General features: G+C 62.5%; 13 protein-coding genes. All 13 read left to right on the plus strand.

All coding sequences use genetic code 11. The features are described 5' to 3' along the window. The first annotated feature begins 1 nt into the window (after position 1). Genes rsmH through ftsA form a run of 13 tightly spaced genes read left to right on the plus strand, consistent with a single transcriptional unit; the run spans position 2 to position 15,073 of the window. Positions 2 to 943, plus strand: coding sequence for a 16S rRNA (cytosine(1402)-N(4))-methyltransferase RsmH (gene rsmH / locus J5M66_RS19390; protein WP_110603100.1), 942 nt, complete (start codon positions 2 to 4; stop codon positions 941 to 943). Further along, the gene (gene ftsL, locus J5M66_RS19395) at positions 940 to 1,233 is read left to right on the plus strand and encodes a cell division protein FtsL (protein WP_016773269.1); all 294 of its coding nucleotides are present in this window, start codon (positions 940 to 942) and stop codon (positions 1,231 to 1,233) included. Before rsmH ends, ftsL begins: the two co-directional genes overlap by 4 nt. Next, a complete protein-coding gene (locus J5M66_RS19400; RefSeq protein ID WP_174823877.1) occupies positions 1,233 to 2,972 on the plus strand; it encodes a penicillin-binding protein 2 in 1,740 nt (579 codons plus the stop codon). Before ftsL ends, J5M66_RS19400 begins: the two co-directional genes overlap by 1 nt. Further along, entirely contained in the window at positions 2,972 to 4,435 is a 1,464-nt protein-coding gene (locus J5M66_RS19405) for a UDP-N-acetylmuramoyl-L-alanyl-D-glutamate--2,6-diaminopimelate ligase (protein ID WP_016773271.1), read from the plus strand. The genes J5M66_RS19400 and J5M66_RS19405 overlap by 1 nt, the downstream gene beginning before the upstream one ends. Continuing rightward, on the plus strand, positions 4,428 to 5,795 hold the full coding sequence (gene murF, locus J5M66_RS19410; protein ID WP_110603062.1) for a UDP-N-acetylmuramoyl-tripeptide--D-alanyl-D-alanine ligase: 1,368 nt from the start codon (positions 4,428 to 4,430) through the stop codon (positions 5,793 to 5,795). The genes J5M66_RS19405 and murF overlap by 8 nt, the downstream gene beginning before the upstream one ends. Then, entirely contained in the window at positions 5,795 to 6,877 is a 1,083-nt protein-coding gene (gene mraY, locus J5M66_RS19415) for a phospho-N-acetylmuramoyl-pentapeptide-transferase (protein WP_016773275.1), read from the plus strand. Before murF ends, mraY begins: the two co-directional genes overlap by 1 nt. A 5-nt stretch (positions 6,878 to 6,882) precedes the next feature. Continuing rightward, positions 6,883 to 8,229 carry a UDP-N-acetylmuramoyl-L-alanine--D-glutamate ligase gene (gene murD, locus J5M66_RS19420; RefSeq protein ID WP_123444183.1) on the plus strand — a complete coding sequence of 449 codons (1,347 nt, stop codon included), beginning with the start codon at positions 6,883 to 6,885 and terminating at the stop codon, positions 8,227 to 8,229. Positions 8,230 to 8,231: 2 nt separating this feature from the next. Then, positions 8,232 to 9,443 carry a putative lipid II flippase FtsW gene (gene ftsW, locus J5M66_RS19425; RefSeq protein ID WP_172667897.1) on the plus strand — a complete coding sequence of 404 codons (1,212 nt, stop codon included), beginning with the start codon at positions 8,232 to 8,234 and terminating at the stop codon, positions 9,441 to 9,443. Next, entirely contained in the window at positions 9,433 to 10,503 is a 1,071-nt protein-coding gene (gene murG, locus J5M66_RS19430) for an undecaprenyldiphospho-muramoylpentapeptide beta-N-acetylglucosaminyltransferase (RefSeq protein WP_207809329.1), read from the plus strand. Before ftsW ends, murG begins: the two co-directional genes overlap by 11 nt. Then, positions 10,496 to 11,956, plus strand: coding sequence for a UDP-N-acetylmuramate--L-alanine ligase (gene murC, locus J5M66_RS19435; protein WP_039761387.1), 1,461 nt, complete (start codon positions 10,496 to 10,498; stop codon positions 11,954 to 11,956). The genes murG and murC overlap by 8 nt, the downstream gene beginning before the upstream one ends. Further along, a complete protein-coding gene (locus J5M66_RS19440; protein ID WP_016773280.1) occupies positions 11,953 to 12,927 on the plus strand; it encodes a D-alanine--D-alanine ligase in 975 nt (324 codons plus the stop codon). Before murC ends, J5M66_RS19440 begins: the two co-directional genes overlap by 4 nt. 4 nt (positions 12,928 to 12,931) lie before the next feature. Beyond that, positions 12,932 to 13,798, plus strand: a complete 867-nt coding sequence (locus J5M66_RS19445; RefSeq protein ID WP_207809327.1) for a cell division protein FtsQ/DivIB — start codon at positions 12,932 to 12,934, stop codon at positions 13,796 to 13,798. Positions 13,799 to 13,813: 15 nt separating this feature from the next. After that, positions 13,814 to 15,073 (plus strand): cell division protein FtsA, encoded by a 1,260-nt coding sequence (gene ftsA, locus J5M66_RS19450; RefSeq protein WP_016773282.1) that lies wholly within the window; start codon positions 13,814 to 13,816, stop codon positions 15,071 to 15,073. Positions 15,074 to 15,169: the final 96 nt, after the last annotated feature.

Below are 15,169 nucleotides of genomic sequence, written 5' to 3' on the forward strand. Positions count from 1 at the left end.
TATTGATAGCGGCTTTAACCACATCACCGTACTGCTTGACGAAGCCGTCGAGGCTCTCGCCGTACGTCCTGATGGCTGCTATCTGGATGGCACGTTCGGGCGCGGCGGGCACAGTCGGTTGATCCTCAGCCAGCTCGGGCCGGACGGTCGACTCATCGGATTCGACAAGGATCCTCAAGCGATTGCCACCGGGCAAACGCTAGCGGCCGAAGACGGCCGCTTTGTCGTTGTGCAGCGTAGCTTTGCCGAGCTCGGTTCGGTGGTTGCCGAGCAAGGCCTGACCGGCAAGGTCAGCGGCATTCTGCTCGACCTCGGCGTGTCGTCGCCGCAGCTCGATGACGCCGAGCGCGGCTTCAGTTTCCTCAATGACGGGCCGCTGGACATGCGCATGGACCCGTCCCGTGGCATCAGCGCTGCCGAATTCGTCAACACCGCGCCGGTGGAAGAAATCGCCCGGGTGTTCAAGGAATACGGCGAAGAACGTTTCTCCGGGCGTATGGCCCGTGCCGTTGCCGAGCGCCGTGACATCAAGCCGTTCGAGCGCACCGCCGATCTGGCCGAAGTGCTGAAAGTCGCCAACCCGGCGTGGGAAAAGGGCAAGAACCCGGCCACCCGCGCATTCCAGGGTTTGCGCATTCACGTCAATAACGAACTCGGCGATCTGGAAGCCGGCCTCGACGCCGCGCTGGAAGCGCTGGAAGTTGGCGGCCGTCTGGTGGTCATCAGCTTCCACTCGCTGGAAGACCGCATCGTCAAACTGTTCATGCGCAAGCTGGTGAAAGGCGAGGCCGACAACCTGCCGCGCAACCTGCCGGTTCGCCACGTCGCCTTCGAACCGAAAATCAAAATCCACGGCAAAGCGCAGACGGCCTCCGACGCCGAACTCAAAGCCAACCCACGTTCCCGTAGCGCCGTCATGCGTGTCGCGGAGAAGTTGCGGTGAGCAAGCTTTTCGCCAAACCACTGCCCGGCGGCAGCTTTCTGATGCTGCTGCTGTTTATCGGCGTGCTGTTTTCGGCCATTGCCGTGTCGTACAGCGCGCACTGGAACCGGCAGTTGCTCAACACCCTTTATAACGAACTCAGCGTGCGCGACAAGGCGCAGGCCGAGTGGGGGCGGCTGATTCTCGAGCAGAGCACCTGGACCGCGCACAGTCGCATCGAAGTGCTGGCCACTGAACAACTGAAAATGCACATCCCTGGCGCGGCTGACGTGAAGATGGTGGCGCCATGATGAAACTCGAAGGCGCACTGTTCCCATGGCGCTTCCGCCTCATGGTGGCGCTGCTCGGTCTGATGGTCGCGGCGATCTGCTGGCGCATCATCGACCTGCAAGTGGTCGACCGTGACTTCCTCAAAGGCCAGGGCGACGCGCGCAGCCTGCGGCACATTCCGATTCCGGCGCACCGTGGCCTGATCACCGACCGTAACGGCGAGCCTCTGGCGGTCAGTACGCCGGTGACCACGCTGTGGGCCAACGCCAAGGAAATGCAGTCGGCCAAAGAGAAGTGGCCGGCACTTGCCGCCGCGTTGGGCCAGAACCCGAAAGCCCTGAGCGAACGCCTCGAAGCCCAGGCCAACAAAGAATTCATTTATCTGGTGCGCGGGTTGACTCCCGAGCAGGGCCAGGCTGTGCTCGATCTGAAAGTGCCGGGCGTCTATGGCATCGAAGAATTTCGTCGTTTCTATCCGGCCGGTGAAGTCACCGCGCACATGGTCGGCTTTACCGACATCGACGATCACGGTCGCGAAGGCGTCGAGCTCGCCTATGACGAATGGCTGGCCGGGGTGCCGGGCAAACGACAAGTCATCAAGGATCGCCGTGGCCGGCTGATCAAGGATGTTCAGGTCACCAAAAACGCCAAGGCCGGCAAGCCCTTGGCGTTGTCGATTGATCTGCGTCTGCAATACCTGGCCAACCGCGAACTGCGCAACGCGATCATCGAGAACGGTGCCAAGGCCGGCAGTCTGGTGATCATGGATGTGAAGACCGGTGAGATCCTGGCCATGGTCAACCAGCCGACCTACAACCCGAACAACCGTCGCAACCTGCAACCGGCGATGATGCGCAACCGCGCCATGATCGACGTGTTCGAGCCGGGTTCGACCATGAAAGCCATTTCCATGAGCGCGGCGATCGAAACCGGCCGCTGGAAACCGAGCGACACCGTCGAGGTGTATCCGGGCTCGTTGCAGATCGGCAAGTACACCATCAAAGACGTGTCGAAGACCGAAGGGCCGGTGCTCGATCTGACCGGCATCCTGATCAATTCCAGTAACGTCGGCATGAGTAAAGTCGCCTTCGATATCGGCGGCGAAACCATTTTCCGTCTCGCGCAGAAAGTCGGCCTTGGTCAGGACACCGGCCTGGGCTTCCCCGGCGAACGTGTCGGCAATCTGCCGAACTACCGCGAATGGCGCAAGGCTGAAACTGCAACCTTGTCTTACGGCTACGGTATTTCCGTGACCGCTATCCAGTTGGTGCACGCGTTCTCGGCGCTGGCCAACAACGGTCGTCTCGCGCCACTGACGCTGATCAAAACCGACAAGATGCCGCAGACCACCCAAGTGCTGCCGGAAGCCGTGGCGAAAACCATGCAGGGCATGTTGCAGCAAGTGATCGAGGCGCCGCGCGGCGTGTTCCGTGCGCAAGTGCCGGCCTACCACGTTGGCGGCAAGTCGGGTACCGCGCGCAAGACCTCGGTCGGCACCAAGGGCTACGCAGAAAATTCCTACCGCTCGCTGTTCGCCGGCTTCGGTCCGATGAGCGATCCGCGTTATGCCATCGTTGTGGTGATCGATGAACCGACCAAGGCCGGTTACTTCGGTGGTCTGGTGTCTGCGCCGGTGTTCAGCCGTGTGATGTCCGGCACCCTGCGCCTGATGAACGTGACCCCGGACAACCTGCCGACTACGCAACAGGCCAACGCTACCCCGGTCGTTCCGCTGAAAGCCAATGGAGGGCGCGGCTGATGTCATTAAGTCTGAACAAGATATTCCCCCACGCCGGCCACGATCTATTGATCCGTGAATTGGCGCTGGACAGCCGCAATGTGCGTGCCGGCGATCTGTTTCTCGCCGTGCCCGGTGGCCGCTTCGATGGCCGTGCGCACATCGCCGATGCCTTGCAACGCGGCGCGGCTGCCGTGGCTTATGAAGTCGAAGGCGCCACCGTGCTGCCGATCACTGACGTGCCGCTGATTCCCGTCAAGGGTCTGGCGGCGCAGCTGTCGGACATCGCCGGGCGTTTTTACGGTGAGCCGAGCCACCACCTGAACCTGATCGGCGTCACTGGCACCAATGGCAAGACCAGCGTGACCCAACTGGTCGCGCAGGCGCTGGATCTGCTCGGCCAGCATTGCGGCATCGTCGGTACGCTGGGTTCCGGTTTCTACGGCGCGCTGGAAAGCGGCCTGCACACCACGCCGAATCCGATTGCGGTGCAAGCGACCCTGGGTGATCTGAAAAAGGCCGGCGCGAAAGCCGTGGCCATGGAAGTGTCGTCCCACGGTCTGGATCAGGGCCGGGTCACCGCGCTGGCGTTCGATGTGGCGGTGATGACCAACCTGTCCCGTGATCATCTGGATTACCACGGCACCATGCAGGCGTATGCCGAGGCCAAGGCCCGGCTGTTCGCCTGGAATGACCTGAAATGCCGCGTGGTCAACCTCGACGACGATTTCGGCCGGCAACTGGCGGCGGAAAAGCGCGAGTCGCGTTTGATCACCTACAGCCTGCTCGACAGCAGTGCCTACCTGTTCTGCCGCGAAGCGCAGTTCGACGACCACGGCGTACGCGCCACGCTGGTCACGCCGCAGGGCGAGCATCACCTGCGCAGCACATTGCTCGGCCGTTTCAACCTGAGCAACGTGCTGGCCGCAGTCGGCGCCTTGCTTGGCCTGGATTACGCCCTCGACGAAATTCTCAAAGTGCTGCCCAAGCTCGAAGGCCCGGCCGGGCGCATGCAGCGTCTGGGTGGCGGCACGCAGCCGCTGGTGGTGGTCGATTACGCCCATACCCCGGATGCGCTGGAAAAAGTTCTCACCGCACTGCGCCCGCACGTCAAAGGCCAACTGCTGTGCCTGTTCGGCTGCGGCGGGGATCGCGATCGTGGCAAACGTCCGTTGATGGCCGAAGTGGTCGAACGTCTGGCCGACCAGGTGCTGGTCACCGATGACAACCCGCGCACCGAAGATCCTGCGGTGATTTTCGACGACATCCGTGCCGGTTTTACCGCTGTGGATAAAGTCACCTTCGTCGCCGGTCGCGGCCAGGCCATTGCGCAATTGATTGCTGGCGCAACCGCTGATGACGTGATTGTGCTCGCCGGCAAAGGTCACGAGGACTATCAGGAAATCAACGGCGTGCGCCATGCGTTTTCCGATCTGGTCGAGGCTGATCACGCCCTGACCGCGTGGGAGGTGGCCCATGCTTAAGGCCCTGACACTCAGCGAATTGACCAACGCGCTCGAGGCCCGTTTGATCGGCGCCGACGCGAGTTTCGACGGCGTGAGCATCGACAGCCGTGCGATCCAGCCCGGCCAGCTGTTCATCGCCCTGACCGGTCCGCGTTTCGACGGTCATGATTATCTGAACGACGTTGCCGGCAAAGGCGCCGTGGCGGCACTGGTCGAGCGCGAAGTCGCCGACAGCGCGTTGCCGCAATTGCTGGTCAAGGACACCCGTCAGGCCCTCGGCCAACTCGGCGCGTTGAACCGTGCTGCGTTCACCCAGCCAGTAGCGGCGGTGACCGGTTCCAGTGGCAAGACCACGGTCAAGGAAATGCTCGCGAGCATCCTGCGCACCCGCGGTCCGGTGCTGGCGACCCGTGGCAACCTGAACAACGACCTCGGCGTCCCGCTGACCCTGATCGAACTGGCGCCGGAACACACCTCCGCCGTGATCGAACTGGGCGCTTCGCGTCTCGGTGAAATCGCCTACACCGTCGGCCTGACCAAGCCGCATGTGGCGATCCTGAACAACGCCGGCACCGCTCACGTCGGTGAGTTCGGCGGTCCGGAAAAAATCGTCGAAGCCAAAGGTGAAATCATCGAAGGCCTGGCCGCCGATGGCATCGCCGTGCTCAACCTCGATGACAAGGCTTTCGCTATCTGGAAGACCCGCGCTGCCGGTCGTCAGGTGCTGACCTTCGCTCTCAGCAACAGCGAGGCGAATTTCCACGCCAGCGATCTGGCCACTGATGCCCGTGGTTGCCCGGCGTTCAACCTGCACACGCCAGAAGGTAGCGAGCGCGTGCAACTGAACCTGCTCGGTACTCATAACGTCGCCAATGCCCTGGCTGCCGCCGCTGCTGCCCACGCCTTGGGTGTTTCGCTGTTCGGCATCGCCACCGGCCTCGGCGCGGTGCAACCGGTCAAGGGGCGCACCGTCGCGCAACTGGCGAAAAACGGCATGCGCGTGATCGATGACACCTACAACGCAAACCCCACCTCGATGTGCGCGGCCGTTGATATACTCGCCGGCTTTTCCGGCCGCACCGTCCTGGTGCTCGGCGATATCGGCGAGTTGGGCGACTGGGCGGAGCAGGGGCACCGCGACGTGGGCGAGTACGCCCGAGGCAAGGTTTCCGCGCTTTACGCGGTCGGGCCGAACATGGTCCACGCCGTAAACGCTTTCGGTGAGCAGGCGCAGCACTTCGGCACCCAGGCCGAGCTGATCCAGGCCCTCGCCGCCGAGCAGGACACAAACACCACCATTTTGATCAAGGGTTCGCGCAGCGCAGCGATGGAAAACATCGTTGCGGCTCTGTGCGGGTCCAGTCTGGAGAAACATTAATGCTGCTGCTGCTAGCGGAGTATCTGCAACAGTTCTACAAAGGCTTCGCGGTCTTCCAGTACCTGACCCTGCGCGGGATTCTCGGTGTGCTGACCGCGCTGGTCTTGTCGCTGTGCTATGGCCCGTGGATGATCCGTACTCTGCAGAACCGTCAGATTGGCCAATCGGTACGTAACGACGGCCCGCAATCGCACCTGTCCAAATCCGGTACGCCGACCATGGGTGGCGCGCTGATTCTGTCGTCGATCGGCGTCAGCACTCTGCTCTGGGCTGACCTGAGCAACCGCTACGTCTGGGTAGTGCTGCTGGTGACCCTGCTGTTCGGCGCCATCGGCTGGGTCGACGATTACCGCAAAGTCATCGAGAAAAACTCCCGTGGCCTGCCGAGCCGCTGGAAGTATTTCTGGCAGTCGGTGTTCGGCCTCGGCGCAGCGATCTTCCTTTATATGACTGCCGCGACGCCGGTGGAAACCACGCTGATCCTGCCGATGCTCAAGGACTACAGCATTCCGCTGGGCGCCGGTTTCATCGTGCTGACCTACTTCGTGATTGTCGGTTCGAGCAACGCGGTCAACCTGACTGACGGCCTCGACGGCCTGGCGATCATGCCAACCGTGATGGTCGGCGGCGGCCTGGGGATTTTCTGCTATCTGTCGGGTAACGTGAAATTCGCCGAGTACCTGCTGATTCCTTACGTGCCGGGCGCGGGCGAATTGATCGTGTTCTGCGGTGCGCTGATCGGTGCCGGCCTCGGTTTCCTCTGGTTCAACACCTATCCAGCGCAAGTATTCATGGGCGACGTCGGTGCCCTGGCACTTGGCGCGGCACTGGGCACCATCGCGGTGATCGTCCGTCAGGAAATCGTCCTGTTCATCATGGGCGGCGTGTTCGTGATGGAAACCCTGTCAGTGGTCATTCAGGTTGCCTCCTTTAAGCTGACCGGTCGCCGTGTGTTCCGCATGGCGCCGATTCACCACCACTTTGAACTCAAGGGCTGGCCCGAGCCGCGCGTGATCGTCCGTTTCTGGATCATCACCGTGATTCTCGTCCTGGTCGGCCTTGCCACCCTGAAGCTGAGGTAGAACGAGTGTCTCTGATCGCTTCTGACCACTTCCGCATCGTTGTCGGCCTCGGCAAGAGCGGCATGTCCCTGGTTCGCTTCCTGGCGAACCGGGGCACGTCGTTTGCTGTGGCCGACACGCGGGAAAATCCACCGGAACTGGCCACGCTCAAGCGTGACTATCCGCACGTGGAAGTGCGTTGTGGCGAGCTGGACGTCGAATTCCTCTGCCGTGCCGACGAGCTCTACGTGAGCCCCGGCCTGGCGCTGGCGACCCCGGCCCTGCAAGCCGCCGCTGCCCGTGGCGTGAAAATGTCCGGCGACATCGAACTCTTCGCGCGTAATGCGCGGGCGCCGATCGTCGCGATCACCGGTTCCAACGCGAAAAGCACCGTCACTACTCTGGTCGGCGAGATGGCGGCTGCTGCCGGCAAGCGCGTCGCCGTTGGCGGCAACCTCGGCACCCCGGCGCTGGATCTGCTCAGCGATGACGTCGAGCTGTACGTCATGGAGTTGTCGAGTTTCCAGCTGGAAACCACCGACCAGCTCAACGCCGAAGTCGCCACCGTACTGAACATCAGCGAAGACCACATGGATCGCTACAGCGGTCTGCCGGCCTATCACCTGGCCAAGCACCGGATCTTCCGGGGCGCGAAGCAGTTTGTGGTCAACCGTCAGGACGCCCTGAGCCGTCCATTGATCGGCGAAGGCCAGCCATGCTGGACCTTTGGCCTGAGCAAACCGGATTTCAAAGCGTTCGGCATTCGCGAAGAAGACGGCGAGAAGTATCTGGCCTTCGAATTCCAGAACTTGATGCCGGTGCGTGAGCTGAAGATTCGCGGCGCGCACAACCAGTCCAACGCCCTCGCCGCATTGGCACTGGGTCACGCGGTGGGCCTGCCGTTCGACGCCATGCTCTCTGCATTGCGTACGTTTGCCGGCCTCGAGCATCGCTGCCAGTGGGTGCGCGATCTCGACGGCGTGGCCTATTACAACGATTCCAAAGCCACCAACGTTGGCGCCGCTCTGGCCGCCATCGAAGGTTTGGGCGCAGACATCGACGGCAAGGTCATTCTGATCGCCGGCGGTGACGGCAAAGGCGCCGAATTCAATGATTTGCGCGATCCGGTCGCGGCCAACTGCCGCGCCGTGATCCTGATGGGCCGCGACTCCGACAAGATCGGCGCAGCCATCGGTGATGCCGTGCCGCTGATCCGCTCGACCTCGCTGGTCGACGCCGTCGCGCAGTGCCGCGCCGCTGCCCAGTCGGGCGATGTGGTGCTGCTGTCGCCGGCCTGCGCCAGTTTCGACATGTTCAAGAATTACGAAGACCGTGGTCACCAGTTCGTCCGCGCTGTGGAGGAACTGGCATGAACCTGAGAAACATCATCAAGCCGTACCCGTCGCCGCTGATCACCGGGCGTGGCATCGACCTCGATTTCCCGATGCTCGCCGGTTGCCTGGCGCTGCTGGGTCTGGGGCTGATCATGATCGCCTCGGCGTCCACCGAAGTGGCGGCGGCGCAGTCGGGCAGTCCGCTGTATTACATGATTCGCCACCTTATCTATGTGGTGCTGGGCCTGGGCGCGTGCATCGTCACCATGATGATCCCGATCGCCACCTGGCAGCGCCTCGGCTGGATGATGCTGATCGGTGCGTTCGGCCTGCTGGTGATGGTGATCATCCCCGGCATCGGCCGCGAAGTGAACGGTTCGATGCGCTGGATCGGTTTCAGCTTCTTCAACGTGCAGCCGTCGGAAATCGCCAAGGTGTTCGTGGTGATCTACCTCGCCGGTTATCTGGTGCGCCGGCAGAAAGAAGTACGCGAGAGCTGGATGGGCTTCTTCAAGCCGTTCATCGTCCTGCTGCCGATGGCCGGTCTGTTGCTGATGGAACCGGACTTCGGTGCCACCGTAGTCATGATGGGCGCGGCGGCAGCGATGCTGTTTCTTGGCGGGGTCGGGCTGTTCCGTTTCTCGCTGATGGTGGTGCTGGCGGTTGGCGCGGTGGTTCTGTTGATCCAGATGCAGCCCTATCGAATGGCGCGTCTGACCAACTTCGCCGACCCGTGGGCCGACCAGTTCGGCGCCGGTTATCAGTTGTCGCAGGCCTTGATCGCGTTTGGTCGCGGCGAGTGGCTGGGCGTCGGCTTGGGCAACAGCGTGCAGAAGCAGTTCTACCTGCCGGAAGCGCATACCGACTTCGTGTTCTCGGTACTCGCCGAAGAACTCGGTGCGGTCGGTTCGCTGTGCACCGTCGCGCTGTTCGTGTTCGTGTGTATTCGCGGCATGTACATCGGCCTGTGGGCGGAGAAGGCCAAGCAGTTCTTTGCCGCTTACGTGGCTTACGGCTTGTCGTTCCTGTGGATTGGTCAGTTCCTGATCAACATCGGTGTGAACGTCGGCCTGCTGCCAACCAAGGGTCTGACCTTGCCGTTCCTCAGTTACGGCGGCAGCTCGCTGGTGATCTGCTGCGCCTGTCTGGGCCTGTTGCTGCGCATCGAGTGGGAGAGTCGAACCCACCTGGGCAGCGAAGAGATGGAATTCCAGGAGAGCGACTTCGCCGAGGAGCCGACTCATGGGCGCTAACGTATTGATCATGGCCGGCGGTACCGGCGGCCACGTGTTCCCGGCGCTGGCCTGTGCCCGCGAGTTTCAGGCGCGCGGCTACACCGTGCACTGGCTCGGCACGCCACGCGGGATCGAAAACGAACTGGTCCCGGCGGCTGGGCTTGAACTGCACCGGATCAATGCCAGCGGTCTGCGCGGCAAGGGCAAGCTGTCGCTGCTCAAGGCGCCGCTGATGCTGCTGAAATCGGTGTGGCAGGCGCGGGCGATCATGCGCCGTCTGAAGCCGGTGTGCGTGGTTGGCTTCGGCGGTTATGTGACCGGCCCTGGTGGCCTTGCTGCGAAACTGGCTGGCGTGCCAGTGATCGTTCACGAGCAGAACGCTGTCGCCGGCACCGCCAATCGGTTGCTGGTGCCGTTCGCCGCCCGAGTGTGTGAAGCGTTCCCCGACACCTTTACTCTATCGGAAAGCCGCCGTACCACCGGAAATCCGGTGCGCAGCGAGCTGTTCCTCGACACATCGCGACCGGCACTGGCCGGGCGCAAAGCGCGTTTGCTGATCCTTGGCGGCAGCCTGGGCGCAGAACCGTTGAACAAATTGCTGCCTGAAGCCCTGGCTCAAGTCGCTGCCGACCTGCGCCCGGAAGTGTTTCATCAGGCCGGCAAAAATCACGATGAAGTGACTGCCGAGCGTTACCGCGCCGTGGGTGTGGAAGCGCAGGTGCAGCCGTTCATCAAAGACATGGCCCAGGCCTATGGCTGGGCTGACCTGGTGGTGTGCCGCGCTGGCGCGTTGACCATCAGTGAGCTGGCGGCCGCCGGTCTGCCCTCGATGCTGGTGCCTTTGCCCCACGCGATCGACGATCACCAGACCCGCAACGCCGATTATTTGGCCCGCGAAGGCGCTGCCTTCCTGATGCCGCAAAGAACGACTGGTGCCGCGGATCTTGCCGCGCGCCTGACAGAGGTCTTGATGCAACCGCAACGACTCGAAGCAATGGCCCAAGCGGCCCGCCGACTGGCCAAACCCGATGCCACCCGTAGCGTGGTCGATACCTGTCTGGAGGTGGCCCATGGTTGAGAATCAGAAAGCCATGCCACAACCGGAAATGCGCCGCATCCGTCGCATCCACTTCGTCGGCATCGGCGGCGTGGGCATGTGCGGCATCGCTGAAGTGTTGTTGAACCTGGGCTATCAAGTCTCCGGTTCCGACTTGAAAGCGTCGCCGGTCACCGAGCGCCTAGAATCGTTTGGCGCGCAGATCTTCATCGGTCACCGTGCCGAGAACGCCGCTACCGCCGACGTGCTGGTGGTGTCGAGCGCAGTGAACACGTCCAACCCGGAAGTGGCGACTGCCCTTGAGCGCCGCATTCCAGTGGTGCCGCGCGCAGAAATGCTCGCCGAGCTGATGCGCTATCGCCACGGCATCGCCGTCGCCGGTACCCATGGCAAAACCACCACCACCAGCCTGATCGCTTCGGTGTTCGCGGCCGGTGGTCTGGACCCGACATTCGTGATTGGTGGTCGCCTGAATGCGGCGGGCACCAATGCCCAGCTCGGCACCAGCCGTTACCTGATCGCCGAAGCCGACGAAAGCGATGCGAGCTTCCTGCATCTGCAGCCGCTGGTGGCCGTGGTCACCAACATCGACGCCGACCACATGGCGACCTACGACGGTGACTTCAACAAACTGAAGAAAACCTTCGTCGAATTTCTGCACAACCTGCCGTTCTACGGTTTGGCGGTGATGTGCCTGGACGATCCGGTGGTGCGCGAAATCCTGCCGCTGGTGAAACGTCCGACCGTGACCTACGGCTTCAGCGAAGACGCCGACGTACGCGCAATCAATGTGCGCCAGCAGGGCATGCAGACCTTCTTTACCGTGCTGCGCCCGGATCGCGAGCCGCTGGACGTGTCGGTGAACATGCCCGGCAACCACAACGTGCTCAACTCGCTGGCGACCATCTGCATCGCCACCGACGAAGGCGTCAGCGATGAAGCCATCGTTCAGGGCCTGTCGGGCTTCCAGGGTGTTGGCCGACGCTTCCAGGTCTACGGCGAACTGCCGGTAGATGGCGGCAACGTGATGCTGGTCGACGACTACGGTCACCACCCGACCGAAGTCGCTGCGGTGATCAAAGCCGTGCGCGGTGGCTGGCCGGAGCGTCGTCTGGTGATGGTCTACCAGCCGCATCGCTACAGCCGCACCCGTGATCTGTACGACGACTTCGTCAATGTACTGGCCGACGCCAACGTGCTGCTGCTGATGGAAGTCTATCCGGCCGGCGAAGAGCCGATCCCGGGCGCCGACAGCCGCAAGCTGTGCAACAGCATCCGTCAGCGCGGTCAGCTCGACCCGATCTACATCGAGCGTGGCGTTGACTTGGCACCGCTGGTCAAGCCGCTGCTGCGCGCCGGAGACATTCTGCTGTGCCAGGGCGCTGGTGATATCGGTGGTCTCGCGCCGAAGCTGTTGAAAAGTGAATTGTTCGCCGGCGCCGTGGCGGCGCCGGTCGAGGGGAAGTTGAAATGACTGCTGCCTACGCCAAGCTGTTCTCCACCATCGCGCCGAAAGACTTCGGCCGCGTCGCCGTGCTCTTCGGCGGCCTGAGTGCCGAGCGTGAGGTTTCGCTGAAATCCGGCAACGCCGTGCTCGAGGCGCTGCAAAGCGCTGGCGTCGACGCGTTCGGCATCGATGTGGGCGAAGACTTCCTGCAGCGTCTGCTCAGCGAAAAGATCGACCGCGCGTTCATCATTCTCCACGGTCGCGGCGGTGAAGACGGCAGCATGCAGGGCCTGCTCGAGTGCGCCGGCATCCCTTACACCGGCAGCGGCATCCTCGCCTCGGCACTGGCGATGGACAAGCTGCGCACCAAGCAGGTCTGGCACAGTCTCGGGATTCCGACGCCGCGTCACGCCGTACTGTGCAGCGAAGCCGATTGTATTTCCGCAGCGACGGAACTGGGCCTGCCTTTGATCGTCAAACCGGCGCATGAAGGTTCAAGTATCGGGATGGCCAAAGTGAATTCTGCGTCCGAGTTGATCGACGCATGGAAAGCGGCCAGTACCTACGATTCGCAAGTGTTGGTCGAGCAATGGATTCAAGGTCCGGAGTTCACCATCGCCACCCTGCGTGACCAGGTGTTGCCTCCTATCGCCCTGGGTACACCGCACACGTTCTACGACTACGACGCCAAGTACATCGCCAACGATACCCAGTACCGCATTCCGTGCGGGCTTGACGCGGCCAAGGAACAGGAACTCATGGAACTCACGGCCAAGGCCTGTGAGGCGCTGGGTATCGCCGGTTGGGGCCGGGCGGACGTGATGCAGGACGCCGACGGGCAGTTCTGGTTCCTCGAAGTCAATACCGCACCGGGCATGACCGATCACAGCCTGGTGCCGATGGCGGCGCGGGCTGCCGGTCTGGATTTCCAGCAACTGGTTCTGGCCATTCTGGCCGCCAGCGTTGAAGACGCAGGCGCAACAGAGGCGCGAGGTTAAGACCATGCAAGGCGCTCATCTCAGACATCAGCCACCCGCACCCGGCCGCAAGCCGGTGCCGCGGGGTGCCAGCCGAATGGTGGCGAAAGAGCCGATGTCCGCGCGCCTGCCGAAAGCCAATTTCAGCTTTCTGAAAAGCCTGTTCTGGCCAGTGCTGCTGGTGGCGCTGGGCTTTGGCACCTACGAAGGCGCGCAGCGTCTGCTGCCGTACGCCGACCGGCCGATCAGCAAGGTCGCGGTGCAGGGCGACCTGAGTTACATCAGCCAGCAGGCGGTGCAGCAGCGAATCGCGCCGTTCGTGGCGTCGAGCTTCTTCACCATCGACCTCGCCGGCATGCGCAAAGAGCTGGAACAGATGCCATGGATCGCTCATGCCGAAGTGCGCCGGGTGTGGCCGGATCAAGTGGTGATCCGCCTCGAAGAGCAATTGCCGGTGGCCCGATGGGGCGACGAGTCGCTGCTGAACAATCAGGGTCAGGCATTTACCCCCAGAGAGCTGGCGAACTACGAACACCTGCCGCAGCTGTTCGGCCCACAACGGGCTCAGCAGCAGGTGATGCAGCAGTATCAGGTGCTGAGCCAGATGTTGCGGCCGCTGGGTTTTTCGATTGCACGCCTGGAATTGCGTGAACGCGGCAGCTGGTTCCTGACCACCGGTGCCGGCAGTTCCGGCCCCGGCATCGAGTTGCTGCTGGGACGCGGCAACCTGGTGGAAAAGATGCGCCGCTTCATCGCCATCTATGACAAGACGCTGAAAGAGCAGATTACGAACATTGCGCGCATCGATCTGCGCTACGCCAACGGCCTCGCTGTTGGCTGGCGGGAACCCGTAGCGCCGACGACAGCCCAACCCGCTGTCGCAAAGAATTAAGAAGAGGCAGGACCCATGGCAAACGTGCAAAGCGGCAAAATGATCGTCGGTCTGGATATCGGCACCTCCAAAGTGGTGGCGCTGGTAGGCGAGGTCGCGGACGACGGCCAGCTGGAAATCGTCGGGATCGGCACGCATCCGTCCCGCGGCCTGAAGAAGGGCGTGGTGGTCAACATCGAATCCACCGTGCAGTCGATCCAGCGCGCGATCGAAGAAGCCCAACTGATGGCCGGCTGCCGCATTCACTCGGCGTTCGTCGGCGTGGCCGGCAATCACATCCGCAGCCTGAACTCCCACGGCATCGTCGCGATCCGTGATCGCGAAGTCAGCTCGGCGGACCTTGAGCGTGTACTCGACGCCGCCCAGGCCGTGGCGATCCCGGCTGACCAGCGCGTGCTGCACACCCTGCCGCAGGATTACGTGATCGATAACCAGGAAGGCGTGCGCGAGCCGCTGGGCATGTCCGGCGTGCGTCTGGAAGCCAAGGTTCACGTGGTCACCTGCGCCGTCAACGCTGCTCAGAACATTGAAAAATGCGTGCGTCGCTGCGGTCTGGAAATCGACGACATCATCCTCGAGCAACTGGCCTCGGCCTACTCGGTGCTGACCGACGACGAAAAAGAACTGGGCGTGTGCCTGGTCGACATCGGCGGCGGCACCACCGACATCGCGATCTTCACCGAAGGCGCGATCCGTCACACCGCGGTGATCCCGATTGCCGGTGATCAGGTGACCAACGACATCGCCATGGCGTTGCGTACCCCGACCCAGTACGCCGAAGAGATCAAGATCCGTTACGCCTGCGCCCTGGCCAAACTGGCCGGTGCCGGCGAAACCATCAAGGTGCCGAGCGTTGGCGACCGTCCACCGCGCGAACTGTCGCGTCAGGCCCTGGCCGAAGTGGTCGAGCCGCGTTACGACGAACTGTTCACCCTGATCCAGGCCGAGCTGCGTCGCAGCGGCTACGAAGACCTGATCCCGGCGGGCATCGTGCTCACCGGTGGTACGTCGAAAATGGAAGGCGCCACTGAACTGGCCGAAGAGATCTTCCACATGCCGGTGCGCCTCGGTGTGCCGCATGGCGTGAAAGGTCTGGATGACGTGGTGCGCAACCCGATTTACTCCACTGGCGTCGGCTTGTTGATGTACGGGCTGCAGAAGCAGTCCGACGGAGTTTCGTTCTCCGGCATCGGCAGCCGCGACAGCTACAGCAGCGAAGAGCCTCAGGCGCCGCTGCTGGACCGACTGAAAAAGTGGGTTCAGGGCAATTTTTAAAAAAGCAGCCTGGAGCGACAAGCTTCAAGCGGCAAGCAACTGCAGTAGATACACCGCTACAAACAGCAGTAGGCGAAAAAACTAGAGAATGTAAGG

The organism is Pseudomonas sp. 67(2021) (assembly GCF_017491835.1).
Classification (GTDB): domain Bacteria; phylum Pseudomonadota; class Gammaproteobacteria; order Pseudomonadales; family Pseudomonadaceae; genus Aquipseudomonas; species Aquipseudomonas atacamensis.

Bases quoted from the DNA above. Each gene is read 5' to 3' on its own strand.
- J5M66_RS19400 (WP_174823877.1), top strand. From the start codon at position 1,233: ATGAAACTCGAAGGCGCACTGTTCCCATGGCGCTTCCGCCTCATGGTG.
- J5M66_RS19405 (WP_016773271.1), top strand. From the start codon at position 2,972: ATGTCATTAAGTCTGAACAAGATATTCCCCCACGCCGGCCACGATCTA.
- murF (WP_110603062.1), top strand. From the start codon at position 4,428: ATGCTTAAGGCCCTGACACTCAGCGAATTGACCAACGCGCTCGAGGCC.
- mraY (WP_016773275.1), top strand. From the start codon at position 5,795: ATGCTGCTGCTGCTAGCGGAGTATCTGCAACAGTTCTACAAAGGCTTC.
- murG (WP_207809329.1), top strand. From the start codon at position 9,433: ATGGGCGCTAACGTATTGATCATGGCCGGCGGTACCGGCGGCCACGTG.
- murC (WP_039761387.1), top strand. From the start codon at position 10,496: ATGGTTGAGAATCAGAAAGCCATGCCACAACCGGAAATGCGCCGCATC.
- J5M66_RS19440 (WP_016773280.1), top strand. From the start codon at position 11,953: ATGACTGCTGCCTACGCCAAGCTGTTCTCCACCATCGCGCCGAAAGAC.
- J5M66_RS19445 (WP_207809327.1), top strand. From the start codon at position 12,932: ATGCAAGGCGCTCATCTCAGACATCAGCCACCCGCACCCGGCCGCAAG.
- ftsA (WP_016773282.1), top strand. From the start codon at position 13,814: ATGGCAAACGTGCAAAGCGGCAAAATGATCGTCGGTCTGGATATCGGC.